The organism is Methylobacterium sp. 001424705, assembly GCF_059816145.1.
In genome coordinates, this window is record NZ_JCBANU010000005.1 from 56,907 (window position 1) to 82,295 (window position 25,389).

Consider the following 25,389-nt stretch of genomic DNA (forward strand, 5'->3'; position numbering starts at 1 on the left):
CGGACGGGGCGGCTCAGCGCTGAAGCGCGGGACCGTCGAGGGCGGCGCTGGCCTGGCGCACCAGGGGCGCGGGACCGACGGAAACGCGGCCGGGTCCGATCACGGTGGCGGACAGGATCTTCTTCGAGACCGGGTTGGTGACCGTGATCATGGCGCCGAGGCGGCCACCCTCGTTGGCCAGTCCCCGGAGGGAAAGATTGAGACCGGGGGAATCGAAGAGGATCGTGACGGCCTCACCCCGGGCCACGAGGTCGGGCGGCGCGAGGTCGCCCGAGCGCAGGATCGCACCGGCGCTGAGGCTGCGCTGCGCCACCTGTCCGGCGAGATCGCCGAGGGACCCCTGCGCGTCCGACGGTGTCGCTTCGCGCGGACGGCGCTCGAGGGTCAGGTCGGCCGCGTTGATCGTCTCGCCGCGATTGAGGCTGCGCCCCAGGACGGCGACCTCCCGGATCTCCATGACCTGGCCCGAGACCCGGAGGGATGCCTGGCGCTCGCCCAGGGTGATCAGACCGGCGATCCGGCGCGAGCGCGGATCGTAGCTGAGGTCGAGGGCGACGGCCTGACCGTTCAGGTCCAGGGGCGCCAGAAGGGTCGGGGACTCGCCATCGAGGCGAATGGCGAGGTTGCGCGGATCGACGCCGTAGCCGGATTCCAGGGCGCGCTTCAGGGCGGCCTCGATCTCCGGCTGCGTCACCCGGCGGGCGGCGCGCTGGACCGAGACCTGGACCCGGCCGCCGGTCTCCACCGGGCCGAGCCCGAGACCGGCCACCGCATCGGCGATGCGACGCGCCTGGATCGTGCCGGTGGCGCCAAGGGCCGGCGCCCGGAACAGCGGACGCTGCGCCGTCTCCGCAGAGGCCCCCTCGACGAGGTCGCTGAGGGTGAGGACGTCGCCGCGGGCGGTGACGTCGCCGCGCAAGCGCAGGCTCGCCCCGGCGGGGCGGGCCTCCTGGGCCAGGACCTGGAAGGTGAGGAACGAGAAGGCCAGGACGGCCAGCAGGGTTCGGCCCACGATGGCGACGCTCAGGGTCGAGACTCGGATCGGGCGGCGGGGGGGGATCTGTCTGAGCGCATGCATGGTCAGGACCTCGATCAGCTGCGGAACATCTGGGAGGTGGTCGAGAGCATCTGGTCGGCGGCGGTCACCACCTTCGAGTTCATCTCGTAGGCTCGCTGTGCCGCGATCAGCGACGAGATCTCGGTGACGGCGTTGACGTTCGCCTCCTCCAGGTAGCTCTGCTGCAGGTTGCCGAAGCCTTCCGAGCCCGGCAGACCGTTGATCGCCGGGCCGGAGCCGGCGGTCTCGATGAACAGGTTGTCGCCGATCGATTCGAGGCCGACCTTGTTGACGAAGCGGGCGAGCTGGAACTGGCCCAGGGCCTGCGGCGCGGTCTGCCCTGGCACGGTGGCCTGGACCGCTCCCTGGGCGCTGATCGTCACCGACGTGGCGTTGTTCGGCACCGTCACCCCGGGATCGACGAGGTAGCCGTCGCGGGTGACGAGCTGCCCCTGGGCCGAGAGGTCGAACGAGCCGTCGCGGGTGTAGGCCGTGCGCCCGTCCGGCAGCGTCACCCGGAACAGGCCTTCGCCGCGAATGGCGACGTCGTATTCCTTCTCGGTGCTCGTCAGCGTCCCCTGCGACATCACCCGGGCGGTCGACGTCGTCTTCACGCCCGAGCCGATGGCGAGGCCTGCGGGCAGCTGCGTGTTCTGGTCGGAGGTCGAGGAGCCCGCCCGGCGCAGGTTCTGGTAGAGCAGATCCTGGAAATGCGGCTGCTGGCGCTTGTAGCCGGTGGTGCGCAGGTTCGCGATGTTGTTCGAGATGACCTGGACGTTAAGTTCCTGGGCCGCCATGCCGGTGGCGGCGGCGTAGAGGGCGCGCATCTGCTGAGATCCTTACGCGACGTCGGCGAGACGGCGGATCGCCGTGCCGCGCAGATCGTCGAGGCGCGAGATCACGCCCGAGACCATGGTGTAGGTGCGGTTCACGTCCATGAGCCGGGTCATCTCGACGACGGGCTTCACGTTCGAGCGCTCCAGGGCGCCGGCCTCCACCCGGCCGGCGAGGCCGGCGGCCTGCGGCTGTGCCGCGGAGGCGTAGAGATTCGCGCCCTCGTTGGTCAGCGCCTGGGGATTGGCGAAGGTGACGAGGCGGACGCGGCCGCGGATGCCGAGGTTGGTCGAGACCGTGCCGTCCGGGCCGATCGACACGCCGGTCTCCTGCTGGCCTATCTGGATCGGCCCCGCCTCGCCTTGCACCGGGTACCCGTCGCTGGTGACCAGCGTCCCCTGGGCGTCGGTCTCGAACGCGCCGTTGCGGGTGTAGCGATCGCCATTCGGGGTGCGCACCACCAGGAAGGCCTCGCCGCGCACCGCCACGTGGAGGGGATTGCCGGTCTGCTCGATCGGTCCTTGGGCGAGGTCCAGGGCGGTGCCCTGGTCGATCACGTAGGAGACGCGGCGGTCCGGCCTCTGAAAGGAATCCGCGCTCGCCACCGGCATCAGGTATTCCTGGAACCGGCTGTTGCGCCCCTTGAAGCCGTTGGTGGAGATGTTGGCCATGTTGTTGGCGATGACGTCCAGCTCGCGCTGGAGCGCGACCTGGCTCGAAACCCCCACGAACAATGCGTTCTGCATGACACTCTCAGCCCCGACGAGCGACGATGTCCCGACATCCGCATGGGCCGTGCCAGCTCTGAAAATCCGTATTTTACGAACATCGTCAATATCTTAGATAGATATCGACGATCAGGCAGCGCCTGCCGTGTCCGACCGCGCGGCAAGTCCGACCCGGCAGCTTTTGCCGCCTTAACGACGCGTTAACCTTGCTGGCCCGATACCTCTGCGAGGGTCGACATCCGAGGGTGTCGATGTCGTCGAGCGGATCCCGCTCGCCCCACCGCGCAGTCCCGAGGTCCAGCGATGGCCAAGAAGCCGAAGAAGGCCACCGCCGAGGGTGAGGAGGGCGCGGAGGGCGAGGCCCCGAAAGGCGGCAAGAAGAAGCTCATCATCATCGGCGCGGTGGTGCTGGCGCTGGTGGGTGGCGGCGGTTTCGTCTTCCTGAAGAAGAAGGCCGGCGACGGCCACGCCGAAGCGGCCGCCGAGGTGAAGAAGCCGGTCGTGTTCCTCGATGTCCGCGAGATGATGGTCAATCTCGCCAGCGAGCCGGGCCAGGACCGGACGCGCTTCGCCAAGATCAAGGTCGCGATCGAGCTCAAGGACGCCAAGGTCGAGGGCGAGGTGAAGCCCCTGATGCCGCGCATCGAGGACGCCTTCCAGGTCTACCTGCGCGAACTGCGTGCGAGCGACCTCGCCGGGTCGGCCGGCATCTACCGCCTGCGCGAGGAATTGCTGCGCCGGGTGAACGTCGCCATCCACCCGGCCCGGGCGGAGGCGGTCCTCTTCAAGGACGTGGTGATCCAGTAGGCGGGCGCTGCCGATTGGGATGGATGAAGTTTCGCAGGTGACGAGAGTCTGATGGCCGGACCGGAAGACGAGATCGACGAGGACGACTGGGCCGCAGCCCTCATCGCCCAGAACGGCGAGGGGGGCGAAGCCTCGCTCGCCGACGAGTGGGGCGCGGCACTCGCCGAACAGGGCACCACCACCCATGCCAGCGACGTCGCCGCCGAATGGGCGACGATGATCGAGGACGGGGAGACCGACAATCTCCCCGAACTCGCCGGCAACGACCGCATCCTGAACCAGGACGAGATCGACGGCGTCCTCGGCTTCTCCCTGCGCGAGCTCTCGGCCTCGGGGGCCGGCGGCGTGCGCGCCATCGTCGATTCGGGCGTCGTCCAGTACGAACGTCTGCCGATGCTGGAAATCGTCTTCGACCGGATGATCCGGTTGTTGTCGACCAGCCTGCGCAACTTCTTCCAGGACAACGTCGAGGTGACCCTCGACAACATCACCTCGGTGCGCTTCGGCGACTACCTGAACGCGATCCCGCTGCCGACCCTGCTCGGCGTCTTCCGGGCCGATGCCTGGGAGAATTCCGGCCTCGTCACGGTGGAATCCAATCTCGCCTACTCGACCCTCGACCTGCTCCTCGGCGGCAAGCGCGGCGGCTCCTCGACCCGCCTCGACGGACGCCCCTTCACCACCATCGAAATGCAGCTCGTGCGGCGCCTGGTGGAGATCATCCTCACGGACCTCGAGCTCTCGTTCCAGCCGCTCTCGCCGGTGCGCTTCGCCATCGACCGGATCGAGACCAACCCGCGCTTTGCGACCATCACCCGGCCCGCCAACGCCGCCATCCTGATCAGCCTCAAGCTCGACATGGATGGACGCGGCGGCCTGCTGCAGATCCTGTTCCCCTACGCCACCATCGAGCCGATCCGTGAACTGCTCATGCAGAGCTTCATGGGCGAGAAGCTCGGCCGCGACCACGTCTGGGAAAGCCACCTCGCCACGGAGATCTGGCAGGCCGACGCGACCATGGAGGCGGTGCTGCACGAGATGATGCTGCCGTTGAAGAAGGTGCTGTCGCTCAAGGTCGGCGATACGCTGATGTTCGACACCAAACCCTCGGACCTGATCGCGATCCGCTGCGGCGACTGGGCCCTGACCCAGGGCCGGATCGGCCGGATCGACGACAACATCGCGGTGCAGCTCACCCGGCCGCTGCGCCGGTCGCGCACCACGCTCCAGGCCTTCGAAGCCTCCATGAACAACCGCAACGACGGGTGACGCGACCAGCCATGAGCCTCCTCGTCACCCTCCTGGCCGATGGCCTCGTCGCCGTCCTGCTGGTCGCCAGCATCGTCTCCTCGATGCGCCTGAGCGGCCGCATCACCAAGCTCAAGGCCGACGAGGCGGCCCTGCGCCAGACCATCGGCGACCTCGTCATGGCGAGCTCCACCGCCGAACGGGCCATCGTCGGCCTGCGCGCCACCCTCGACGAGTGCGACCGGACCCTGGCCGACCGCCTCGGCACCGCCGAGCGCTACGCCACCGACCTCGCCGCCCACGTGGAGGCGGGTGAGACGGTGATCGCCCGCATCGCCTCCATCGTGGCCCAGGCCGCCCCGACCCGCGAGCTCGCTCGCACGGCGGCCCCGGCACCGGAGTTGCGTGACCTCGAGCGCGTGGTCTCGCCCGTCCGCGTCGCACCGCCCGCACCGTCGAGCCCCAACGGCGAGCGCCTCGGGGTCGCCGCCGCCGCCGCCCTGGCCATGTCCGAGCGCGCCCTCGGCCGCCTGCGGAGCAAGGCCGCGTGACGAAGCCGCCCCCCGGGAAACGGACCGGCAGCTTGGTCCGGTTCCGTCAGACGCGGCCACTGAAGCTGCGCCTGATCGATGCCGTGACCCTGGCGGCGGCCGGGCTCCTGGTGCTGAAGGTCGCGGCCATCGCGGTGGAGGAATCGAAGCCGCAACCGGGCGCGGCGATGCCGGAGTTCGCGCGCGTCCTCGCCAAGGCCCGCACGAATTACGAGCCCGCAGACCCTTCGACCACCGGCTCGGTGACGCCGAAGGAACCCGAGAAGCCGGCTCCGGAGCCCGAGAAGCCGGCACCGCGTCCGCCGCCGGAGCCGATGCCGGCGTCCGAGCGCGCCCTCCTCGAGCGCCTCGCCGCGCGGCGCGATACCCTCAAGCAGCGCAGCGAGGCCCTCGATCTGCGCGAGCAGCTGCTCGGCACCGCCGAGCGCAAGCTGGAAGAGGGCGTCGACACGCTTAAGCAGGGTGAGGACAAGGCCGAAGGAGGCGGCTCGCAGCGCGCCGAAGCCGAGCGGGCCGCGCTGAAGAATATCGTCACGATGTACGAGACGATGAAGCCGAAGGACGCCGCGCGGGTGTTCGACCGGCTGAGCCTCGAGGTCCTCGTGCCGATCGTTCTGGCGATGAATCCCCGCAAGATGGCCGAGGTGCTGGCGCTGATGCAGTCGGAGCCCGCGGAGAAGCTCACCGTGGCCCTGGCCAATCGGGCGCGCGGGCAGGCCGGCGGCCCGGCAGCCACGGTCGCAGCCGGTCTCGGCCCGAACGAACTCCCGGCGATCGACGCACCGACGCCTCCGCCCCGGCGCTGACCACCCTGACGTTTGCAGGCGGTCATCCACTGGGTTGTCCGCGCCTCCATTGCGCGTTCGTCCGCGCCCGACTAGGGGCAGGCATCCCGAGCGGATGAAATCCCCACCGCGCGGGTTCGGGGAGCCAAGCACGTGCCGTCCATCAGCCTGATCCGAGTCCTCGCCGTCCTGAGCTTCGCCGTGACCGTGGCGGCTCCCGTCGCGGCACAGGACGCCGAAGCTCCGGCCGCCACCGAGGCGCCGGCCAAGCCGAAACCGCGCAAGGCCGCCCCGCCGAAGCCGGCTCCGGCGAAGCCCGCGGCGCCGATGCCGGCCGCCGCCTCCGCGCCTCCGACCACCACGGCCGGCTGGCCGACGGGTGCGAGCTCCCTCACCGAGGTCTATGGCGACTGGACCGTGACCTGCGCGAAGGCCGAGGCCAAGGCCGACGCGAAGGCGGAATGCGCGGTGATGCAGGCCCAGGGGGCCAAGGGCCGTCGCGAATTCGCCCTGGAGATCCGGACGCCCAACGATGGGCGCGCGCAGGGCTTCATTCTGATGCCGCTCGGCCTCGCCATCGAGCCCGGCATCTCGTTCAAGCTCGACGAGGCCGTCCTCGGCAAGGGCGCACCCTATCTGTCCTGCAGTCAGGAGGGATGCCTCGTGCCCATCAGCCTGCCCACCCTGGCGACCGACACGATGAAGACCGCCAAGAACCTGCTGGTCTCCGCGACGAAGCCGGAGGCCAAAGAACCCGTCACCATCACGGTACCGCTCGAAGGATTCGCCAACGCGCTGGCGCGCGCCATCGCGCTGACGAGCTGAGCGGGACCGTGGCGCGGCCGGACCCGAGGAGCGTAGCTATGAAGAGATCGGCCCTGCCGACCCGAAGCCTGATGACCCTGATGGTGGCCGGAGCCCTGGCGGCGCCGGCATGGGCCCAAGAGGAACGGCCGCCCGAGAAGCCGCCCGGCCCCCCGCCGACGGCCGCCGAGGCAAAGGCCGAACGCCAGAAGAACAGCGCAGCCAAGCTCGCCGGCCTGCTCGCTTTCGTGGAAACCTACTGCCGCGACCTCAAACCGAATTTCGAGCGCTTGAATTCCGTCGTCGCCGGCCTCGGTGTCGCGCCCGACGATCTGGCCCAGGGTGACCTGAACCTGCGCAGCCGGGCCTATACGGAGATTTACACCAAGGACATTTCCGCCAATTGCGCGCGCGCCGCCGAGAATTTCGGCGAGACCGGCCGGACGATCCCGGGTCTGATCGCCAAACGTTAGCGGTCCGGAGAAAGCGACACCGCGTCTTAAGCGCCCGTTAGCCTCGACACGCGAGAGTGGCCGGACAGTGCGGCGTAAGGCGGATCGGCTCGGCTGCGAGTCGCTCCACCCCATGGGTTTGGCGTATCCAGCGATGGCTCTCGATGCCGGTATCGCGACACGACGGCGTCGGCTTCGGGCTGGCTTCGCCGCGATCTCGATCGTGGCCGCGGCTCTCTGCGGGGGGACGGAGGCGACCGCCGCACGACTCACGGCGATCAAGGGCGCGCAGAGCGAGCGCTACGGTCGCCTCGTCCTGACCTTCGACGGCCCGGTTTCGGTCAAGGCGCGGATGTCCGGGTCCGTGCTCGTCCTCGGCTTCTCGGAGAAGGCGAGCGCCGGCTCCGAGCGCATCGCCGCCGAGATGCCGGACTACGTCACAGCCGTGCGGCGCGATCCCGACGGACTGGGCCTACGCCTTGCCCTGCAACGCCCCTACCGCGTCAACGTCCAAGAGGCGGGGGAGAAGGTGTTCGTCGATCTCCTGCCGCAGGACTGGAGCGGTCTGCCGCCGGCCCTGCCGCCGGAGGTGGTGGCCGAGCTGTTCCGGCGGACCCAGGCCGCTGAGGCGGCCTTGCGGGCGGCGCGCCCCCCCGCCGAGCCGAAGACCCTGCGCCTCGAACTGGCGCATCTTCCGACGCTCACCCGCCTGAGCCTGCGTGCACCGGCGTCCGCCGCACCACGCTTCGAGGCCGTCGGCCCGGCCATGCGCCTCGCGATTCCGGGAGCCTGGCGCATCGACGAGGTCGCCACCCGCGGGCGCCTGAAGCCGTCCATCGAGAGCCTGGCGGCCGAGAGCGACGAGACCGGCGCCCGTCTTCTCGTCACTCCCGCGGACGGCTACGAGATCCGAACCTTCAGCGACGAGGACGGCGCGACGATCGACCTCGTCCGAAAGCCTGCCGAGAAGGCCAAGCCCAGCGCGCAGGATGCGAAGGCCGGGGAGGGCGCTGGGCCCGTCGGCGAGGCCAAAACGACCGAGACTAAGACGACCGAGACAAAGACGACCGAGACCAAGGGAGTTGAGACCAGAGCGACGGAGGTGAGGGCGGCAGAACCCAAACCCGAGAAGGCCCCGCAGCGGTCGCCGGGGCAGACCACGGAGACGTCCGGGGCTGCACCGGCGGCTCCCGTCGCCGCGACGGTTCAACGCCCCACCGGACCGGGCCTCGCGTTCCCGTTCAAAACCATGCCGCCGGCCGCTTTGTTCGAGCGTGCGGGCATCGCCAATCTGGTCTTCGAGACCGCAGAGCCGGTCGTCGTCCCCGCGGGCGATCCCATGCTCGCGCTACTCGGTCCGCCAACGCGAACCGGTCGGATCGTGACCGTGCGCTTTCTCGTTCCGCGCGACCGGCTCCTGGACCTTGTGCCGGTCGGCCCCGCCGGGGACCCGACCGGCTGGGAGTTGGTGGCCAGCGAGAACCTGTCTGCGAGCGACGCCCTCTCGGCGATTCGCGTCACCGATGCGGCCGGGCGGATCAGTGTCGGCGTGCGCCTCCCGAACCCCGGGGTCGCCTCCTGGCTCAGCCTCGACGGGGAGCGCATCGCCGTCGTGACGGGCCGGGGCCCGAAGCCGGCCGGAATTCCGAAACGGCAGATCTTCGTCGACTTCGAATTGCTGCCGAGCCGGCAGGGCGTCGCAGTCCTGGCGCAGGCGGACGACCTCCTCGTGCGGCCGGACCTCGACGGGGTCGCGATCAGCCGGGAAAGCGGCATGGCCGTCTCCGGCGTCGCGCGCCCCGCCGATGCGCCCCTGATATCCCTCAGTGACCTCGCCGTGGACCGGGGTCCCTGGGAGGCCTCGCAGCGCGGCGACACCCGCGAGCTGATCCGCGACCAGCTTCAAGCGGCCGCGGAGGCACCGCGTGCCGCGCGCGGACCGCTCCGAATGGTCCTGGCGCGCACGATGCTCGCCAATCGCCTCTCCCTGGAAGCGCTCGGCGTCCTCAAGACCGCCTTCGGCGACGATCCCGTCCTGGCCGGCCAGCGCGATGTTCCGATGCTCACCGTAATCGGAAACGCCCTGATCGGGCGCATGTCCGACATGCGCACGGGTCTGGCCGTCGAGATCCTCAGGAACGATCCCGAGGCGCGGCTGTGGCAGGGCTACCTCGAAGCCCTCGAAGGCCGCTGGAGCGCGGCCGATGCCTCGTTCCGCGCGACCGCGAGCGTGCTCGACCGCTACCCCGAAGACCTCCAGGCCCTCCTGCGCACCGCAGCCGCCGAGGCCGCGGTCGAGACGGGAGACTGGGATGCAGCCAACCGCCAGATCGTCGCGGCCACCCGCGCAGCGGACCGCCCGACCCAGGAACGACTGGCCTTGCTGCGCGCCCGGATCGACGAGGTCACCGGCCAGACCGTGGCCGCCCTCGATGCCTACGAGCGCCTCAGCGAAAGCGGAGAGGCAGGGGTCGCCGCCTCGGCCCGCCTGAGGGCCACCGTGCTGGGGCACGCGGCGGGGAAGATCACGGTAGCGGATGCCATCGAGCGCCTGGAGCTCCTGGCCCTGTCCTGGCACGGCGGCGACCTCGAGCCGCGAACCATCTCGGCCCTGGCCAAGCTCTACGTCGAGGCGGGACGCTGGCGTCAGGCGATGATGACCGCCCGCCGCGCCGATTCTACCGGCACGGATTCACCGCTGGTGCGCGACGTGCACGACATGGCCCAGACCCTCTTCGAGGATCTCTACCTCGGTGAGCGCAGCTCCAAGCTGTCCGGAATCGAGGCCCTGGCACTGTATTTCGACTTCAAGGAGTTCGCCCCACTGGGCCGTCGCGGCGACGAGATCGTACGGCGGCTGTCGGATCGCCTCGTGGAGTTGGACCTCCTCGATTCTGCGGGCGAACTGCTGCAGCATCAGGTCGACCATCGCCTGACGGGGCCCAGCCGTGCGGGCACGGCGGCGCGACTCGCGGCCATCCGGCTCATGGACGAGAAGCCCCTCCAGGCCCTCCAGACCCTGGACGCCACCTACCTGCCCGAACTCCCCGAGGATCTGCGCCGGGCGCGGGCGCTGCTGCGGGCGCGTGCCCTGTCCGACCTGTCCCGCACCGACCTCGCTCTCGAGACCATCGAGGGCGAGACGGGGCCGGATGCCGAGCGCCTCAGGGCGGACATCCTCTGGACCGGCCGGCGCTGGCGCGACGCCGGGGAGGCGCACGAGGCACTGGTCGGCGATGCCTGGCGCCGCCGCGTACCCCTTGACGACGACGCCCGCACGGACATTCTGCGCGCGGCGATCGCCTACGGGCTCGCTGGCGAGACCCTTGGCCTCGAGCGCCTCCGGGCGAAATTTGCGGGTCCGATGGCCGAGAGCGTCGATGCCCGCACCTTCGCCCTTCTCACCCAAGCCAACGCCGTCCGCACCGCGGGCTTCCGCGAAATCGCGCAGAAGGCCACCAGTGCCGAAACGCTCCAGGCGTTCCTCTCGGAATACCGCAAGCGCTATCCCGAGAGCGCCGTGCCGGCGCCGGGCAAGCGCGAGACGGATGCGCGGGCCGACGCCCAGGCGAGTGCGACCCCGCCCGGCTGAGCGGGGACGACGTCACGCCGGACATGCGGCGTAAAAGCCTGATGCGATTCGCCGAATTCTGTCGGGCCCAGCGCAACAAACGCGCCGCGGCGACGTTCTGCCTCCAATCCCAATCACCCGTGCGGCTTACGTTCCAGCCCGGCACAGCAGAGGCCTTCCCATGCTCACGGAACCGCTCGACACCACGACCGGAAAGACCCACCTCGACATCTTCGACACCCAGCAGCGCAGCGCGATGGCCACGCGCCTCGGCGTGTCGGAAGATCGCCTGAAGCGCGCCGTGCGCCTCGTCGGCAACCGCATCTCGACCCTGAAGAGCTACCTCGAGCGCTGATCGCGCGAACCGGCATGTGACGATAGGGAAGGGCGCTCTCGGGCGCCCTTTTTCGTGCATGGCCACCGGCTTACGCGGCCCTTCAGGTCCCGTAGCTCTGCACCAGCGAGCCCGCCACCAGGGTCCAGCCATCGACGAGGACGAAGAAGATCAGCTTGAACGGCAACGCCACGGTCGCCGGTGGCACCATCATCATGCCAACGGCCATGAGGATCGAGGCGACGACGAGGTCGATGATCAGGAAGGGGATGAACAGCAGGAAGCCGATCTCGAACGCACGGCGCAACTCGGAGATCATGAAGGCCGGCGTCACCACTTCGAGGCCCACGGCTTCGGGGCCGGCCGGAACCGGCGCCTTCGCCATGTCCAGGAAGAGCTTGAGATCCTTCTCGCGGACGTTCTTCAGCATGAAGGTCTTGAAGGGTGCGGAGGCGCGCTCGAAGGCGACGCTCTGCGTGATCTGCCCGGCGATCAGCGGCTCGATACCATTGCGATAAGCCTCCCGCCCGACCGGTGCCATCACGAAGGCGGTCAGGAACAGCGCGAGGCTGGTGACGACCGCGTTGGGCGGGGCGCTCTGCGTCCCCAGCGCCGAGCGCAGAATCGACAGCACCACCACGATCCGGGTGAAGGACGTGGCCATCACCAGCACCGAGGGCGCCAGTGCGAGGACGGTGAGAAGCGCGACGAGCTGGAGGGCCCGTTCGGTCACCCCGCCGGTGCCGAGATCGACCGAAAGGCTCTGGGCCTGCACCGCCGTCGTGGCACAGGCCAGCCCCAGGCCGATCGAGACCGGCAGGCGCAAGCGTCTCAGGGGGAAGGAGCGGGGTTCGGTCATACCGGTTCCGGGCGATGCGACGCGACGCGGCCGCGCGCCCCTCTTAGCATTCGCGCCCCGGGCCGCATCCCCGTGCGAGGCCATGCGAACTCGGCCCCGGCGGGGTGTGCGGGTCGGGTGCGGGGCGCCCCCGGATCCGTCTACTGCTTGCGATCCAAAGGGCGGCCGAGCAGCCGCGCGAACTCCGCCTCGATCTCTTCCACGGAGAACGGATTGGGGCTGGCTGGCGCCTTTGCGGGCGCAGGAGCGGGAGGCGGCGGGGTTGGCGCTGCGGCGGGTGGCGATTCGATCACCGCCGGGGGAGCGGTGGATTCGACCTCCGGCGCGTCGGCGACCGCCGCTTGGATCACGGGGTCCGGCTCGATCGGAGCGGGCTGAAGCGGAGCGGGCGGCTCCAACGGCACGGCCTCGAGCTCTGGCTCCTCAATACGATCTGCGAAGAGCGCGTCGTCGACGGCAGACCGCGGTTCGACGGCGATCCGCTCGTCCGATGCCGACGTCTCAGCGGTGGCCGCCATCGCGGCGGCGATGGGATCGATGCCGGGCGCCTCGGCGACCGGGACCCGGTTCACCTCCGGCTGGGGTTCGGGGCGCGCTTCCGGGGCGTCAGGCCTGTCTTCGGGCATCGCAGGCGCGACGGCCTCAGCCACGGGGCTCTGCATGGGCATGGCGGGACGGACCGCCGCCGAGGGTCTGCGCAGGGCCTCCTCCAGCTGGCGTGCCATGTCGGAGAGGATCGCGGCATCGACGCCGCGGGCTGTGGGTGCCGAGACGGGAGATGCCGAGACGGGAGGCGCCGGTGCGGCGACCGCCTCCGCGGGCGTGTCGCGACCGCTTTCGGGCTCGGATCCCCGCTCCGGCAGGCCGACGCGGTCCGCGATCGCGGCAGGAACGAAGTTCGCCAGGGAGGGCGGCGTCCGGCGCATGACGCGCGCAATCTGAGAGTCGCGCTGTCGCGGCGCGGCCGGCTCCGGGGCCGGGACGCCCGGCATCGGCTCTGGAGCAGCCGCACGCGGGCGATCGCCCAGGGGTGGGGCCACCTCGTAATCCGCGCCGGGGGACGGCACCGCCATCTCGAAGACCGGCTCACGATAGGGAGCAACGGGCGGAACGGATGGCGCCAGGCTCGGGACCGGAGCCTGCTCGGATACCGGCGGTTCCGGCATCGTCTTCAGCACCGGCTCGGGAGCCTCGTCGAAGGCGGTCTCATCGGACGCCATCCGGGCGCTCATGCCGCGCAGGATGTTGCGCTCGATCACGACGTCGTTGGGGCCGCCCACGAGAAGCAGATGCTCGACGTTGTCGCGCCGCAGCAGGATCAGCTGGCGCTGACGGTCGAGCTCGTAGATGTCGACGATGCCGAGTCGCGGCTGGCGGCCGCGGGGAGAATTCTTGCCGGAGAGGGGCGATCCCTTCCCGCCGAGTCGCCGGATCAGGAAGACGCCCGCCGCAAGGATGAGGAAGATGATGACGAAGATGATGGCGAACTGGAGGGGAAACGAGCCATCCGAGCTGAAGAACGATGACAAGACCGGGGTCTCTCGCTTTTGGGGCTCGTGGCCCGACGCAACACTGGAAAACCCAGTATCATGTCCGGCGCCAGCGCGGGCAACAACGTTAAGACTTCGTTAACAGCTCCTTTGGCCAAGACAAATTCGGCAATGTCTTGAAGGACTTGCGGTTCGCCAAGGACGCCCCGCCGCCCGATCCGATCACGGAGCGGCGGGGCGTGCCGTGTCTCCACGGCGAAGCCGATACGCAACGCGGCCTGGAATGACAGTGCCCCGCCCGCGGTTAGCGGCGCATCAAGCGGTCGTCTGCCGCTCGTCTCGAAACGGGACCCGCCAGCGGTCCTGGGGCGTTGGATGGACGACACAGCCGGAGGTGGTTCGACGTGGCATCCGTGGAAGATCGGCATCAAGCGCATCTGCGCGACGCGGTCGCGTTGGCCCGCGACAACGTTCTCCGGGGCGGGCGCCCCTACGGCGCCGTGATCGTACGCGATGGCGATGTGCTGTCGCGGGCCGTCAACACTATCGCGATCACCCAGGATCCCACCGACCACGCCGAGATGGTGGCGATCCGGGAGGTAAGCCGTCGGCTCGGGCGCCCGAAGCTCGACGGTTGCATCGTCTATGCCAGCGGTCGCCCCTGCCCGATGTGCCATGCGGCCATGCGCTTGGCCGGCATCAAACAGGCCTACTTCGCCTACAGCGCGGAGGAGGGCGAGCGCCACGGACTCCTTGGCGCCGGCATCTATGCCGAACTCTGCCAGCCCCTGGGCGATCAACCGATGCGTGTGGAGCACCTCCCCGTGGCGGTGGAGGACCATCCCTACGTGCTCTGGCGCGAGCGGCAGGGCGCCTCCGAGACGGGTTGAGGCGATGACCGTTCCGCGTTGGATCCCCTTCCTCGCCGCCGGCCTCTTCCTCGCGGCCGCCATCACCCTCGGCGTTCTCTGGAGCCGCAGTGCCCTCCGCCATCCCAGCGAGGATGCCCGGTCGGCCGGTCCGCCAATGGCTTGTGCGCCCCTCAATCCCAGTGGGCCGCCGCCCGCGGAATGCCCACAGGCGAAACCACCTACGCAGAGAACGCCCTGAGGTCTGTTCCTACTTCGAGGGAGACGCCCGGAGTTTAACCGGGCGTTAACCATGGGGGCGGCAGATTTTGCCGGTCCCACCGGGCAGATTCTTCCGGGTGAGGGGAGGGTCTCGCCCATGTCCGTCACCGACCTGCCCATTCTCGGCATGCTGCGCACGCGGATGCAGTGGCACCAGACGCGCCAGAAGCTCCTGGCCGAGAACGTGGCGAATGCCGACCTGCCCGGCTTCAAGCCGCGGGATCTCGCCAGCCCAGACCTCGGACGATCCGGTCCCGTCCTGTCGCAGCCGCAGGGCGCCACCACGAGCAGCAGCCTCGCGGTGACCAACGTGTCCCACATCGCCCCGGGTGGAGGCCCGGACGGTCCCGGAGCCGACCCGCGCCGCGTGAAGGACTTCGAGATCCGTCCCAACGGCAACGGCGTCAATCTCGAAGAGGAGATGATGAAGGCCGGCGACAACCAGGCGGATTATCAGATGGCCGCCTCGCTCTACCAGAAGAGCCTCGACACCATCAAAATCGCCATCGGCAAGCGCTGAGCGGCCATCCTACGCCTGACGGAGCGCGCCATGGACTTCCTGAAATCCCTCACCACCGCCGCCTCGGGCCTGAAGGCCCAGTCGAGCCGGATGCGAATCATCGCCGAGAACATCGCCAACGCGGATTCCGCGCCGAGCGCCGTCGGCGGCCAGCCCTATCGCCGCAAGATCCCGACCTTCACCCAGCAGGTCGACCGCGAAACCGGCGCGTCGCTGATCGAGGCGGGGCGGGTGCGCCGCGATACCTCGCCGTTCCGGACCAAGTACGATCCGGGCAATCCGAGCGCCAACGCCAGGGGCGAGGTGGCGATGCCCAACGTCAACGGCCTGATCGAGAACATGGACATGCGCGAGGCCCAGCGCTCCTACGAGGCCAACCTCAACATGGTCACGGCAACCCGCCGCATGGTCGCCAAGACCCTCGAGATCCTCAAGGCCTGACCGCCGCTTCCGCTGCCTGAAAGTCCGCCGCCATGACCAGCAACGCCTTCGCCGCCGGCGCCTACGCGGCGATCCAGAACATCGGCGCCAAGGGTTCGCCGAAGATCGCGCCGGCCACCGGCGCGTCGGGCTCCGACTTCACATCGCTCCTGACGTCCAGCCTGGACAGCGTCGGCGAGGCGGGACGCAAAGCCGACAGCCAGGCGCTCGCCGTGGCAGGCGGCAAGGCGAACGTCGTCGACGTGGTGACGGCGGTGGCCGAGAGCGAGACCGCCCTCCAGACCCTCGTCGCCGTCCGCGACCGGGTGATCTCCGCCTACGAGGAAATCATGCGGATGCAGATCTAGGCGTCCACGGACCATCGATCCCGAAACCGCGGCCAACCGCTTTGCCTTCGCTCTCCCAAGACTTCCGCCCCGACGCGAGATGACATCCCCTCCATGACCGGTCTCGCCATCATCGACGTCGCCCGCGACGGCATCTTCGTGTTCCTCAAGGTGGCGGGACCGGTCATGCTGGTCGCCCTCGTGGTGGGCCTCGTGATCTCCCTGTTCCAGGCCCTGACGCAGATCCAGGAGCAGACCCTGATCTACGTCCCCAAGATCGTGGCCGTGTTCGCGACGCTCCTGCTGATGCTGCCGTTCATGGGCGAAGCCCTCGGCAGCTACATGACCCGGATCGCGGCCCGCATCGTGTCCGGCGGCTGAAGCCTGCTATGACGGGCCATGAACCTCCTCCTGCCGGGCATCGCGGCGGCCTTCCTCCTCACTTTCGCCCGGATCGGCACCCTGGTGATGCTGATGCCGGGCGTTGGCGAGCAGCTGGTCTCGCCGCGGCTGCGCCTCGCCTTCGCGCTGCTGCTCACCCTGATCCTGTTTCCGACGGTGCGGCCGCTCCTGCCGATGCAGGGCGGAGCCATCGCGGGTCCGGGTTTGATCGCGCTGCTCATCGGCGAGTTGCTGGTCGGTCTGGTGCTCGGCCTCACGGTGCGGATGGTTCTCGCCGCCCTGCAGACCGCCGGCATGATCGTCTCGCAGCAACTCGGGCTGTCCTACGCCATGACGGTGGACCCGACGCAGGGCGGGCAGCAGACCGCGATCGGCAATTTCCTGGCGCTGCTCGGCATCACCCTGATCGTGGCGACCGACCTGCACCACGTCGCCCTCGAGGCGATCGGGCGCAGCTACGTCCTGCTCCCGCCGGATGGCGTCCCGGGCATGGGCGAGGCGGCGAGCCTCGCGTTGAAGGCCATCGCGCGGGGCTTCTCGCTCGGCGTGCAGATCTCGGCCCCGTTCATCGCCTTCGGCATCCTGTTCAACGTGGGGCTCGGCGTGCTGGCGCGCCTGATGCCGCAGATGCAGGTGTTCTTCGTGGCCGTTCCGGCCTCGGTCCTCATCGGGATGCTGCTGCTGCTGGGCAGCCTCGGCGTGATGATGAGCGTCTTCCTCGACGATATCGGGCGCTATCTGGCCGAGCTCGCCGGGCGCTGAGCCCCCGCGCGGAGGTCTGAGCGGTGGCGGACGACTCCGATCCGGAAGACAAGACCGAAGACCCGACTCCGCGGCGGATCGAGAAGGCGATCGAGCAGGGCAACGTTCCCAACAGCCCCGAGATCAACACCTTCTTCATCCTGGCCGCCTTCACCATGGCGCTGCTCATGGTGTCTGGCCTGATCGCCAGGAACTTGGTGCCGAGCCTGCGGGGCTTCCTGATGAACGCCCATGCGGTGCCGTCGGATTCAGCGGCCTATACCGAGATGGGATTGCGCACGCTGATCATCTGCGCGCAGGCCCTCTGTATACCAGTAGGTCTCGTCCTGGTCGCGGGCTTGGCCGCCGGTCTCGTCCAGCATCCGTTCGTCTTCAGCACGGAGGCGGTCGGCCCGAAATGGGACCGGGTCTCGCCGATGGCGGGTGTCAAGCGCGTCTTCGGGATGGAGGCCCTGTTCCAGTTCGTGAAGGGGCTGGCCAAGCTCGGCATGGTCGGGGTCGTGGCCGGCACCATCCTGTGGGGCGAGCGCGACCGGATGGAGGTGTTCGCGCGCCTCGACCCGAGCGCCGTCCTGGCCGCGATCCTGACCCTCGCCCTGAAGATGATGGCGGGCATGCTCGCGGTGTTCGTCGCCATCGCGCTCGGCGACGCCGTCTACCAGCGCTTCCGCTGGCGCCAGCGCCTGCGCATGTCCAAGGAGGAGATGAAGCAGGAGCACAAGGAGAGCGAGGGCAGCCCGGAGGTGAAGGGCCGCATGAAGCAGATCCGGGCCCAGCGCGTGAAGAAGCGCATGATGGCCGCCGTCCCCACCGCCACCGTCATCGTCACGAACCCGACCCACTACGCGGTCGCCCTGCGCTACGAGGCCGGCATGGCGGCCCCCGTCTGCGTGGCCAAGGGCGTCGACTCGCTGGCCCTCAAGATCCGCGCGGTGGCCAAGGACCACGACGTCCCGATCCTCGAGAACCCGCCCCTGGCCCGGGCGCTGCACGCCACCGTGGAGATCGACGCGGAGATCCCGGCGGAGCATTACCGCGCGGTGGCCGAAGTCATCGGCTACGTCATGCGCCTGCGCCGGCGGGCCGCGTGAGGATTGGCGCTTGCGCTCGCCACGCTTTATGCACCCTCTTTCGCGAGATTTCTCGGCGACATACGCCGGTTTGCCCTTGCTGCGTGCGAAACCGAGGGGCTAACCGGATGAGCTTCAGGGATGGGTCGGCGGCGGATGGTTGAGTTCAGCGGACACGGGAAGCCCGCGTCGAACGCGATCGATCGTTCCGAGCGGCCCGGGCGCGTCGGGCTGCTCCTCGTGCTGGCGGGCCTGCTCGTCGGTGCCGCCGTGGGCCTGTCCTTCGTCGCGAGCGAGCAGGCCCAGCCGCTGATCCTCGGGCTGCTGGCGCTCCTCGCCATGGCGGGCGTGTTCTGCCTCTTCGCCCTCGCCATCGGGGCGATCCAGCTCGCCGGCCAGACCACCCGGGACGACATCACCAAGGCGATCGTCGACGCCGCGCCCGAGGGCGCGATCGTGGTGGAGGAGGGCGGGCGCCTGATCTACGCCAACGAATCGTACCTGCGCATCGCCGGCGGCGAGACCTTCGCCAGCCTGCGCCCGGTGGAGCGGGTGTTCGTCGGCTCGCCGGAGGTCTCGGAGGCGGTCTACCGCCTCGCCCAGGCCTCCCGCGACGGCCTCGGGCATGCCGAGGAGATCCGGATGGCCCCGCCTCCGGGCAGCGCGGCCGAGCGGGCCTTCGCCTGGTTCCGCATCAGCGTGCGCCCGATCGAGCGGCCCCGTCGCCCCGCGACCCTGTGGACGGTGAGCGACATCACCCACGAGCGCGAGCGCCAGGAGAACGTCTTCCAGGAACTCCAGCACGCGATCGACTATCTCGACCACGCCCCCGCCGGCTTCCTCTCGATCGATCCGACCGGCGCGATCGTCTACATGAACGCGACCCTCGCGGCCTGGCTCGGCTACGACCTCGCGACGGTCGGCTCCGGCGGCCTGCGCCTGCCCGAGATCGCCCCCGGCGCCGACGTCCTGACCGCCTCGGAGGGCCTGCCGGGCGAGGTCCGGACCGACCGGTTCGACCTCGACCTGCGCCGCCGCAACGGACATCCGCTGCCCGCGCGCCTGTACCATCGGGTCGCCTTCGGCCAGGACGGACGGCCCGGCCCGTCGCGCACCTTCGTGCTCAACCGCTCGGCGGGTGCCGAGAGCGACGAGCCGCAGCGGGTCGCCGAGGTGCGGCTCGCGCGCTTCCTGAACAACAGCCCCATCGCCATCGCGACCCTCGACCAGAGCGGTCACATCGCCCGCGCCAACGCCTCCTTCGCACGGCTGTTCGGCGGGCTTCCGCGCCAGGCCCTGCCCGATGGGCGCAACGACCTCCAGGGCGAGCCCACCATGTGGGATGCCATCGCCGAGCGCGATCGCGCCGGCCTCGAGGCGGCCCTGGGCAAGGCCGCGGCCGGTCTCGTCGAGGTGCAGCCCATCGAGATCGCGCTCTCGGGCCCCGGCAACCGGTCGGCCCGCGTCTGGCTGAGCCCGGCGGGCGGCGAGCCGGCCGGCGGCGGCCGGGACGAGGCCGAGCAGAGCGACCGCGAGCGGGTCATCCTCTATGCCCTCGACACCACCGCCCAACGCCAGCTCGAGCAGCAGGTGGCCCAGGCGCAGAAGATGGACACGGTCGGCCAGCTCGCCGGCGGCATCGCCCACGACTTCAACAACGTCCTCCAGGCGATCATCGGCTATTCGGACCTGCTCCTGGCCAGCCATCGGCCGACCGACCCGGCCTTCCAGGACATCATGCAGATCAAGCAGAACGCGAACCGGGCCGCGAGCCTGGTGCGCCAGCTGCTCGCCTTCTCGCGGCGCCAGACCCTGCGCCCGGAGGTGATGAACGTCGGCGAGGCCCTTTCGGACCTCACGCTCCTGCTCAAGCGCCTGCTCGGCGAGCGGGTCGACCTCGACCTGAAGCACGGGCGCGACATCTGGCCGATCAAGGCCGACGTGAACCAGTTCGAGCAGGTGATCGTGAACCTCGCGGTGAACGCGCGCGACGCGATGCCGGAGGGCGGCCGCCTGCTGATCCGCACCGCCAACGTCGCCGACGAGGCCGTTCCGAGCGAGACCCGCGTCGGCATGCCGGTGGGCGACCACGTGCTGATCGAGGTCCTGGACACCGGGCAGGGTATTCCGCCCGACGTCATGGAAAAGATCTTCGAGCCGTTCTTCACCACCAAGGAGATCGGCAAGGGCACGGGCCTCGGCCTCTCGACGGTGTTCGGCATCGTCAAGCAGAGCGGCGGCACCATCGACGTGCGCTCCACGGTGGGGGAGGGCACCGCCTTCCGGATCTACTTCCCGCGCCACGAACCCGCCGCCGAGCCCGCGCCCGAGCCGGAGCTCGCGCTGGCCCCCCCGACGGGGCAGAGCACCGCTGCGATCGCGGCCACCCGGCTCAAGGGCGGGCCGGACCGGCCACGCCCGGACGGCGAGAAGCCCGCGCCCCGCAAGCCGGCGCCGGACCATACCGGCCAGGGCGTGATCCTGCTGGTGGAGGACGAGGACCCCGTGCGCGCCGTGAACAGCCGCGCCCTGTCGGCCCGCGGCTACACCGTGCTCGAGGCCGCCTCGGGCCTCGATGCCCTGCGGATCATCGCCGAGACCACCGAGACCATCGATCTCGTCGTCTCCGACGTGGTGATGCCCGAGATGGACGGGCCGACCCTGCTGCGCGAACTGCGCAAGCAATCCCCCGACCTCAAGGTCATCTTCGTGTCGGGCTACGCCGAGGATGCCTTCCGCAAGAACCTCCCCGACGGCGAGGATTTCAACTTCCTGCCCAAGCCCTTCAGCCTGAAGCAGCTCGTGGAGACGGTGAAGGAGACCATCGCCCGCTAGGGTTTGTCATCGCCCGAGCCGGTCGAGGGCGGCTGCGCGGCAGAGGACGCCCATGTCCCGGATGTCCTCGCGGACGGCGTGGCTCGTGAAGCCGAGGTCGCCCACCACCCACCGGGGCACGCCCGGCGGCTGGTCGAGCAAGGGAACGGCGTGGGGTCGTTCATGGTCCTGACCGGGGTCCGACCGGACGGCGATGGCGCGCCCTCGGCCATCGGCGATCACGCAGGCCCTGGTGCCATAGCCGCCCCATGAGCGGCCCAGCGCTTCCTGAGCGTCTCGCTCGGCCGCAGCCAGAGGATCGCCGGGAGGGTGCGGCGTCGATCCTGCGGTGGTGTCTTGGCGCTCGGCCGGCAGGCCTCGACCAAGGGCTCCCGTTCGGCCCCTCGCGCGTCACCCGGCATCGACGCGCCCAACGCCGAGTGGGGAAAACGCGAGCGCGAGCAATCCGTTCAGGTGCCGACAGGCCCTCGCCGTGCTCGTCGTTCCACGAATATGCTATACTGGCACAAAACAGAGTACAGAGGCGATCGAAATTTCGAAAGCAGACCGCTGCTTTCCTTTCAAGCGTTATTGGCGATCAGATGAATTGCCTCTGATGCGGTTTTTCAATTGTCTTATGTCTGGCCGGCGAGGTGAGCGGAGAACAGCGTGGAGGCCGTCTTCGAGGCGGCCTGCATCATGGTATCCTGCGTGTATTTGATTTCACCGCCATACATGTCCAACATCTGCTTCAGGCGAGCGTCGGCTAACGACGTTCCGTGTCCGTCGTTGGCAAGGTCACTTGGCAGCTGGACCTCATTTGGAGTCGAAATAAGACCGCTTTTATACACAGTCGCAAGGACACGGCCGTTTTTTTCCAGAGTCGCATATTGGTTCGACGGATCATTGTCCGCCACGACGTTCCCAGGAGCCGGAGGTGGTGGCGGGTTCAACTCCGCCTCGCGTTCCTTGCGTTGACTTTCCGGCATCTTGGTGATTGCCGGAGCCATCTCTGCGAGGTTGTAGATCTGTCCAAGGCTTGGATTGACGCTGGAAATCATGACCTTACGCCTGAGAGGATTGATCAGAGCAAGCAATCCGTGACGATGTCGGTACATGGACCTCCAAAGAAGGTGCCGTGTCCGCCATTTGATCCTCAGCGCCGCGGGTGCGTCATGTCGCGTGCATCGATGGCGACTGAAGAGTTCGTAAACAGCGCGGCGCAAGCACCAAGCGCGTCGAATCCGTCTCAGGTTCGACTTGTGGACGATAGATTGTATTATACAATCTTGCAACCTATTAGCGTGCCAACCATCGTGTCACGAGGCGTAGGCGCGCGCATCGGGACGACGGGTCCCGGGGGCGACGATTCCCGCGCCGCGACAGGAAATCTTCGCCCCGGGACCTTGCCCGATGAGAACAAAACAGGTACACAATCGGCAACCGGGGCGCATTGAGCCTTGCACCTCCCCCATGCATAAGGATGCCGACGAATGGCCCAGCCCGCGCTGAAAGTTGTGGATTCCCCGATGGTGGACAAGGACAAGGCGAAGGCGATCGACGCCGCGCTGTCGCAGATCGAGCGGGCCTTCGGCAAGGGCTCGATCATGCGCCTGGGCAAGAACGACAAGGTCGCGGAGGTCGAGGTGATCTCCACCGGCTCGCTGGGCCTCGACATCGCCCTCGGCGTGGGTGGCCTGCCCCGCGGCCGCGTCATCGAGATCTACGGCCCGGAATCCTCGGGCAAGACCACGCTCGCCCTGCACACCATCGCGGAGGCCCAGAAGAAGGGCGGCGTCTGCGCCTTCGTGGACGCCGAGCATGCCCTCGACCCAGTCTACGCCCGCAAGCTCGGCGTGCAACTCGACGACCTCCTGATCTCGCAGCCCGACACCGGCGAGCAGGCCCTGGAGATCACCGACACCCTGGTGCGCTCGGGCGCCATCGACGTGCTGGTGGTCGACTCGGTGGCGGCGCTGACGCCGCGCGCCGAGATCGAGGGCGAGATGGGCGATTCGCAGCCCGGCCTCCAGGCGCGCCTGATGAGCCAGGCCCTGCGCAAGCTCACCGGCTCGATCTCGCGCTCGAAGTGCATGGTCATCTTCATCAACCAGATCCGCATGAAGATCGGCGTGATGTACGGCAGCCCCGAGACCACCACGGGCGGCAACGCCCTGAAGTTCTACGCCTCCGTGCGCCTCGACATCCGCCGCGTCTCGACCCTGAAGGATCGTGACGAGGCCATCGGCAACCAGGTCCGCGTCAAGGTGGTGAAGAACAAGGTCGCGCCGCCCTTCAAGCAGGTCGAGTTCGACATCATGTTCGGCGAAGGCGTCTCCAAGGTCGGCGAGCTCATCGACCTCGGCGTCAAGGCCGGCATCGTCGAGAAGTCCGGCGCCTGGTTCTCCTATGCCAGCCAGCGCCTCGGCCAGGGCCGCGAGAACTCGAAGGGCTTCCTGCGCGACAACCCAGAGATCGCCGGCAAGATCGAGACCTCGATCCGCCAGAATTCCGGGCTCGTCGCCGAGAAGATCCTCGAGAACGCCAAGCCGACCGAGGACGAGCTCGACGAGGGGGAGGCCTGAGGGCCTTCCGCGCTCCCGGAACGGGATGGCGCGGCTCTCAAAGCCAGAAAAAAGGCCGCCGGGCACGATGCCCGGCGGCCTTTCTCGTTCCTGAATCCGCCGGTCAGCCCGGAGGGAGAACGTCGACCTGGATCGCCGCGTAATACGCGGCCAGATCGGCGATCTCGATGTCGCTGAGAGGCTTGGCCACGACGTTCATGATCTCGTTGCGCCGCGTGCCGTCCCGATATTCCTTGAGCGCCTTTACGAGGTACGGTTCGACCTGACCCGACAGGTTCGGAGCCTCGGGGAGCTTCGAGACCCCGTCGAGGCCGTGGCAGGTCTGGCAGGCCACCGCCGCCTTGCGGCCGGCCTTCGCGTCCCCCGCCCACGCCCCGTGACCGAGGAGCAGGATCGGGAGGACGCCCAGCAAAGCCGCCCGGACGGGCCCCGCGGTTCCGGAGACGGGCCGCACGCTACTTGCCCTCGTAGGAGATGCGGTAGATCGCGCCCGCCGTGTCGTCGGCCACGAGGAGCGAGCCGTCGAGGAGCACCGCCACGTCGGTCGGGCGACCGAGATACTCGCCGTCCTGCGTCAGCCAGCCCTCCGCGAAGGGCTTCGGCGCGCCGGCCTTGCCGTCCTTGTCGATGGGCACGAACATGATCCGCGCCCCGAGGGGCTGGGTGCGATTCCAGGAGCCGTGCTCGGCGGTGAAGATGCCGCCCTTGTAGGAATCCGGGAACTGACGGCCGTTGTAGAAGGTCATGCCGAGATCCGCCGCATGGGGCGGCAGTTCCGCCTGCGGGAACACCACGTCCTTCGGCGGCGTCTCGTCCTTGTACTCGACGGTGCGGACCTGTCCGCCGCCGAACCACGGGAAGCCGAAATTCTCGCCGGCCTTGGCGATGCGGTTCAGCTCGCCGGGCGGGATGTCGTCGCCCATGCCGTCGACTTGGTTGTCGGTGAACCACAGGGCCTTGTCGGCGGGGTTGAAGTCCATGCCCACCGAGTTGCGGATGCCGGTGGCGTAGACCTCGCGGTTCTTGCCGTCGGCGTCCATGCGGATGATGCCGCCGATGCCGGTCTTGGCATAGAGGTCGCGCTTGGCGGCCGGGGGCACGTTGTAGGGCTGGCCGAGGGAGATGTAGGTCTTGCCGTCGGGCCCGACCCGGCACATCCGGGCGGTGTGGTTGTAGCTCTCCTCGGCGGCCGGAATCAGGTCGCCCTGCTTCACCAGCACGCCGGCGGCGACGTCGGGGCTCTCGTAGAAGAATTCCGCCGCCGGGAAGGACAGGACCCGGTTCTGCTCGACGACGGTCAGGACGCCGTCCTTGGAGAAGCAGACGCCGTTGGGGATCTTGAAATCGAGGCCGGGGGCGAAGGCGCGGACCTCGTCGGCGACGCGGTCCTTGTCCCGGTCGGTGACCGTGTAGACCTTGCTCTTGCGCGTTCCGACGAACAGCACGCCGGCATTGGGCCCGACCGCGATCGAGCGGGCATCGGGCACCACGGCGTAGAGGTCGATCTTGAAACCGTCGGGGAGCTTGATCTTGGCGAGCGTCCTGCGCAGGGCGTCGGCGCGTCGGCCGGTCTGCGGGATCTCCGGCGCCTCCGCGGTGCCGGTGCCCTGCATCCCCGTGAGCTTTTCGAGGGCGTCGGCCTTCGCCTTGGTCTCGGCGGGTGCGGCGCCCTGCGCGCGGGCGCCGGCGGTGAACGCCAGCGCGGCGCAACCGGCCAGCAGCGTTGCGGTGAGGACCGATCGCATGGATGTCTCCCGAAGTCCGCCCGCATGGTCGGGGCGGTTGAGCCCCGACGATATGCGCCTGCCGGGCGCGCCGG

At 69.1% G+C, this 25,389-nt stretch carries 26 protein-coding genes and 1 pseudogene; 18 read left to right on the forward strand and 9 right to left on the reverse strand.

The window, feature by feature from the left end:
• Positions 1-13: 13 nt before the first annotated feature.
• From flgA to flgF, 3 genes are read right to left on the reverse strand one after another with little or no spacing between them, the layout of a single operon-like run.
• Positions 14-1,078: a flagellar basal body P-ring formation chaperone FlgA gene (flgA, locus tag AC6EUL_RS05920; protein ID WP_499869388.1), complete on the reverse strand. Its 1,065-nt coding sequence runs from the start codon at positions 1,076-1,078 to the stop codon at positions 14-16.
• Positions 1,079-1,092: 14 nt separating this feature from the next.
• Positions 1,093-1,884 (reverse strand): flagellar basal-body rod protein FlgG, encoded by a 792-nt coding sequence (gene flgG / locus AC6EUL_RS05925; protein WP_055951334.1) that lies wholly within the window; start codon positions 1,882-1,884, stop codon positions 1,093-1,095.
• Positions 1,885-1,896: 12 nt separating this feature from the next.
• Positions 1,897-2,637 (reverse strand): flagellar basal-body rod protein FlgF, encoded by a 741-nt coding sequence (gene flgF / locus AC6EUL_RS05930; protein ID WP_499869391.1) that lies wholly within the window; start codon positions 2,635-2,637, stop codon positions 1,897-1,899.
• A 285-nt stretch (positions 2,638-2,922) separates the two neighbouring features.
• On the opposite strand from flgF, the gene fliL reads away from it, so the two are divergent.
• From fliL to AC6EUL_RS05970, 8 genes are all read left to right on the forward strand, one after another.
• Entirely contained in the window at positions 2,923-3,426 is a 504-nt protein-coding gene (fliL, locus tag AC6EUL_RS05935; RefSeq protein WP_056380023.1) for a flagellar basal body-associated protein FliL, read from the forward strand.
• 51 nt (positions 3,427-3,477) lie between these two features.
• Positions 3,478-4,695: a flagellar motor switch protein FliM gene (fliM, locus tag AC6EUL_RS05940; protein WP_056215891.1), complete on the forward strand. Its 1,218-nt coding sequence runs from the start codon at positions 3,478-3,480 to the stop codon at positions 4,693-4,695.
• An 11-nt stretch (positions 4,696-4,706) separates the two neighbouring features.
• Complete coding sequence (locus AC6EUL_RS05945) at positions 4,707-5,225, forward strand: DUF6468 domain-containing protein (RefSeq protein ID WP_499869394.1); 519 nt, start codon at positions 4,707-4,709, stop codon at positions 5,223-5,225.
• A gap of 32 nt (positions 5,226-5,257) precedes the next feature.
• Positions 5,258-6,031 (forward strand): MotE family protein, encoded by a 774-nt coding sequence (locus AC6EUL_RS05950; RefSeq protein ID WP_499869396.1) that lies wholly within the window; start codon positions 5,258-5,260, stop codon positions 6,029-6,031.
• 132 nt (positions 6,032-6,163) lie between these two features.
• Positions 6,164-6,835, forward strand: a complete 672-nt coding sequence (locus AC6EUL_RS05955; protein ID WP_499869398.1) for an invasion associated locus B family protein — start codon at positions 6,164-6,166, stop codon at positions 6,833-6,835.
• Positions 6,836-6,906: 71 nt separating this feature from the next.
• Entirely contained in the window at positions 6,907-7,287 is a 381-nt protein-coding gene (locus AC6EUL_RS05960) for a hypothetical protein (protein WP_499869400.1), read from the forward strand.
• A 133-nt stretch (positions 7,288-7,420) separates the two neighbouring features.
• Positions 7,421-10,858 carry a hypothetical protein gene (locus AC6EUL_RS05965; protein WP_499869402.1) on the forward strand — a complete coding sequence of 1,146 codons (3,438 nt, stop codon included), beginning with the start codon at positions 7,421-7,423 and terminating at the stop codon, positions 10,856-10,858.
• Positions 10,859-11,018: 160 nt separating this feature from the next.
• The gene (locus AC6EUL_RS05970) at positions 11,019-11,192 is read left to right on the forward strand and encodes a DUF3606 domain-containing protein (RefSeq protein WP_082487900.1); all 174 of its coding nucleotides are present in this window, start codon (positions 11,019-11,021) and stop codon (positions 11,190-11,192) included.
• Between the two features lie 82 nt (positions 11,193-11,274).
• Here AC6EUL_RS05970 and fliP read toward each other — a convergent pair whose 3' ends face one another.
• Complete coding sequence (fliP, locus tag AC6EUL_RS05975; protein ID WP_499869404.1) at positions 11,275-12,030, reverse strand: flagellar type III secretion system pore protein FliP; 756 nt, start codon at positions 12,028-12,030, stop codon at positions 11,275-11,277.
• Between the two features lie 140 nt (positions 12,031-12,170).
• Positions 12,171-13,289 carry a hypothetical protein gene (locus AC6EUL_RS05980; protein ID WP_499869406.1) on the reverse strand — a complete coding sequence of 373 codons (1,119 nt, stop codon included), beginning with the start codon at positions 13,287-13,289 and terminating at the stop codon, positions 12,171-12,173.
• A 30-nt stretch (positions 13,290-13,319) separates the two neighbouring features.
• Between AC6EUL_RS05980 and AC6EUL_RS05985 the strand changes: the two genes are divergently transcribed.
• From AC6EUL_RS05985 to cckA, 9 genes are all read left to right on the forward strand, one after another.
• Positions 13,320-13,556, forward strand: coding sequence for a hypothetical protein (locus AC6EUL_RS05985; RefSeq protein WP_244472815.1), 237 nt, complete (start codon positions 13,320-13,322; stop codon positions 13,554-13,556).
• Between the two features lie 368 nt (positions 13,557-13,924).
• The gene (locus AC6EUL_RS05990) at positions 13,925-14,410 is read left to right on the forward strand and encodes a nucleoside deaminase (RefSeq protein WP_244476396.1); all 486 of its coding nucleotides are present in this window, start codon (positions 13,925-13,927) and stop codon (positions 14,408-14,410) included.
• Between the two features lie 337 nt (positions 14,411-14,747).
• Positions 14,748-15,170 carry a flagellar basal body rod protein FlgB gene (gene flgB, locus AC6EUL_RS05995; RefSeq protein WP_056274076.1) on the forward strand — a complete coding sequence of 141 codons (423 nt, stop codon included), beginning with the start codon at positions 14,748-14,750 and terminating at the stop codon, positions 15,168-15,170.
• 30 nt (positions 15,171-15,200) lie between these two features.
• Positions 15,201-15,611, forward strand: a complete 411-nt coding sequence (gene flgC, locus AC6EUL_RS06000) for a flagellar basal body rod protein FlgC (RefSeq protein WP_056215858.1) — start codon at positions 15,201-15,203, stop codon at positions 15,609-15,611.
• 32 nt (positions 15,612-15,643) lie between these two features.
• Positions 15,644-15,958 carry a flagellar hook-basal body complex protein FliE gene (fliE, locus tag AC6EUL_RS06005; RefSeq protein WP_499869409.1) on the forward strand — a complete coding sequence of 105 codons (315 nt, stop codon included), beginning with the start codon at positions 15,644-15,646 and terminating at the stop codon, positions 15,956-15,958.
• A gap of 93 nt (positions 15,959-16,051) precedes the next feature.
• Complete coding sequence (gene fliQ, locus AC6EUL_RS06010) at positions 16,052-16,318, forward strand: flagellar biosynthesis protein FliQ (RefSeq protein WP_056215843.1); 267 nt, start codon at positions 16,052-16,054, stop codon at positions 16,316-16,318.
• Positions 16,319-16,336: 18 nt separating this feature from the next.
• Positions 16,337-17,101 carry a flagellar biosynthetic protein FliR gene (fliR, locus tag AC6EUL_RS06015; RefSeq protein WP_056355546.1) on the forward strand — a complete coding sequence of 255 codons (765 nt, stop codon included), beginning with the start codon at positions 16,337-16,339 and terminating at the stop codon, positions 17,099-17,101.
• A 23-nt stretch (positions 17,102-17,124) separates the two neighbouring features.
• Complete coding sequence (flhB, locus tag AC6EUL_RS06020) at positions 17,125-18,192, forward strand: flagellar biosynthesis protein FlhB (RefSeq protein ID WP_056274088.1); 1,068 nt, start codon at positions 17,125-17,127, stop codon at positions 18,190-18,192.
• Between the two features lie 135 nt (positions 18,193-18,327).
• Positions 18,328-21,006 carry a cell cycle histidine kinase CckA gene (cckA, locus tag AC6EUL_RS06025; protein WP_499869412.1) on the forward strand — a complete coding sequence of 893 codons (2,679 nt, stop codon included), beginning with the start codon at positions 18,328-18,330 and terminating at the stop codon, positions 21,004-21,006.
• Positions 21,007-21,054: 48 nt separating this feature from the next.
• Here cckA and AC6EUL_RS06030 read toward each other — a convergent pair.
• Together AC6EUL_RS06030 and AC6EUL_RS06035 are read right to left on the reverse strand one after the other, a co-directional pair.
• Positions 21,055-21,407, reverse strand: a pseudogene (locus AC6EUL_RS06030) (transposase); the annotation flags it as partial.
• Between the two features lie 213 nt (positions 21,408-21,620).
• Complete coding sequence (locus AC6EUL_RS06035; RefSeq protein WP_499869413.1) at positions 21,621-22,046, reverse strand: hypothetical protein; 426 nt, start codon at positions 22,044-22,046, stop codon at positions 21,621-21,623.
• 432 nt (positions 22,047-22,478) lie between these two features.
• Here AC6EUL_RS06035 and recA point away from each other — a divergent pair, with 432 nt between their 5' ends.
• A complete protein-coding gene (recA, locus tag AC6EUL_RS06040; RefSeq protein ID WP_056215830.1) occupies positions 22,479-23,570 on the forward strand; it encodes a recombinase RecA in 1,092 nt (363 codons plus the stop codon).
• Between the two features lie 103 nt (positions 23,571-23,673).
• On the opposite strand, the gene AC6EUL_RS06045 is transcribed toward recA, so the two are convergent.
• A complete protein-coding gene (locus tag AC6EUL_RS06045) occupies positions 23,674-24,024 on the reverse strand; it encodes a c-type cytochrome (RefSeq protein ID WP_499869416.1) in 351 nt (116 codons plus the stop codon).
• A gap of 1 nt (position 24,025) precedes the next feature.
• Complete coding sequence (locus tag AC6EUL_RS06050; RefSeq protein WP_499869418.1) at positions 24,026-25,315, reverse strand: PQQ-dependent sugar dehydrogenase; 1,290 nt, start codon at positions 25,313-25,315, stop codon at positions 24,026-24,028.
• Between the last annotated feature and the right edge of the window lie 74 nt (positions 25,316-25,389).

Coding starts and splice junctions, on each gene's coding strand:
- flgA (WP_499869388.1), bottom strand. CDS start 1,078: ATGCATGCGCTCAGACAGATCCCCCCCCGCCGCCCGATCCGAGTCTCG.
- flgG (WP_055951334.1), bottom strand. CDS start 1,884: ATGCGCGCCCTCTACGCCGCCGCCACCGGCATGGCGGCCCAGGAACTT.
- flgF (WP_499869391.1), bottom strand. CDS start 2,637: ATGCAGAACGCATTGTTCGTGGGGGTTTCGAGCCAGGTCGCGCTCCAG.
- fliL (WP_056380023.1), top strand. CDS start 2,923: ATGGCCAAGAAGCCGAAGAAGGCCACCGCCGAGGGTGAGGAGGGCGCG.
- fliM (WP_056215891.1), top strand. CDS start 3,478: ATGGCCGGACCGGAAGACGAGATCGACGAGGACGACTGGGCCGCAGCC.
- AC6EUL_RS05945 (WP_499869394.1), top strand. CDS start 4,707: ATGAGCCTCCTCGTCACCCTCCTGGCCGATGGCCTCGTCGCCGTCCTG.
- AC6EUL_RS05960 (WP_499869400.1), top strand. CDS start 6,907: ATGACCCTGATGGTGGCCGGAGCCCTGGCGGCGCCGGCATGGGCCCAA.
- AC6EUL_RS05965 (WP_499869402.1), top strand. CDS start 7,421: ATGGCTCTCGATGCCGGTATCGCGACACGACGGCGTCGGCTTCGGGCT.
- AC6EUL_RS05970 (WP_082487900.1), top strand. CDS start 11,019: ATGCTCACGGAACCGCTCGACACCACGACCGGAAAGACCCACCTCGAC.
- fliP (WP_499869404.1), bottom strand. CDS start 12,030: ATGACCGAACCCCGCTCCTTCCCCCTGAGACGCTTGCGCCTGCCGGTC.
- AC6EUL_RS05985 (WP_244472815.1), top strand. CDS start 13,320: ATGCTCGACGTTGTCGCGCCGCAGCAGGATCAGCTGGCGCTGACGGTC.
- flgB (WP_056274076.1), top strand. CDS start 14,748: ATGTCCGTCACCGACCTGCCCATTCTCGGCATGCTGCGCACGCGGATG.
- flgC (WP_056215858.1), top strand. CDS start 15,201: ATGGACTTCCTGAAATCCCTCACCACCGCCGCCTCGGGCCTGAAGGCC.
- fliE (WP_499869409.1), top strand. CDS start 15,644: ATGACCAGCAACGCCTTCGCCGCCGGCGCCTACGCGGCGATCCAGAAC.
- fliQ (WP_056215843.1), top strand. CDS start 16,052: ATGACCGGTCTCGCCATCATCGACGTCGCCCGCGACGGCATCTTCGTG.
- fliR (WP_056355546.1), top strand. CDS start 16,337: ATGAACCTCCTCCTGCCGGGCATCGCGGCGGCCTTCCTCCTCACTTTC.
- cckA (WP_499869412.1), top strand. CDS start 18,328: ATGGTTGAGTTCAGCGGACACGGGAAGCCCGCGTCGAACGCGATCGAT.
- AC6EUL_RS06035 (WP_499869413.1), bottom strand. CDS start 22,046: ATGATTTCCAGCGTCAATCCAAGCCTTGGACAGATCTACAACCTCGCA.
- recA (WP_056215830.1), top strand. CDS start 22,479: ATGGCCCAGCCCGCGCTGAAAGTTGTGGATTCCCCGATGGTGGACAAG.
- AC6EUL_RS06050 (WP_499869418.1), bottom strand. CDS start 25,315: ATGCGATCGGTCCTCACCGCAACGCTGCTGGCCGGTTGCGCCGCGCTG.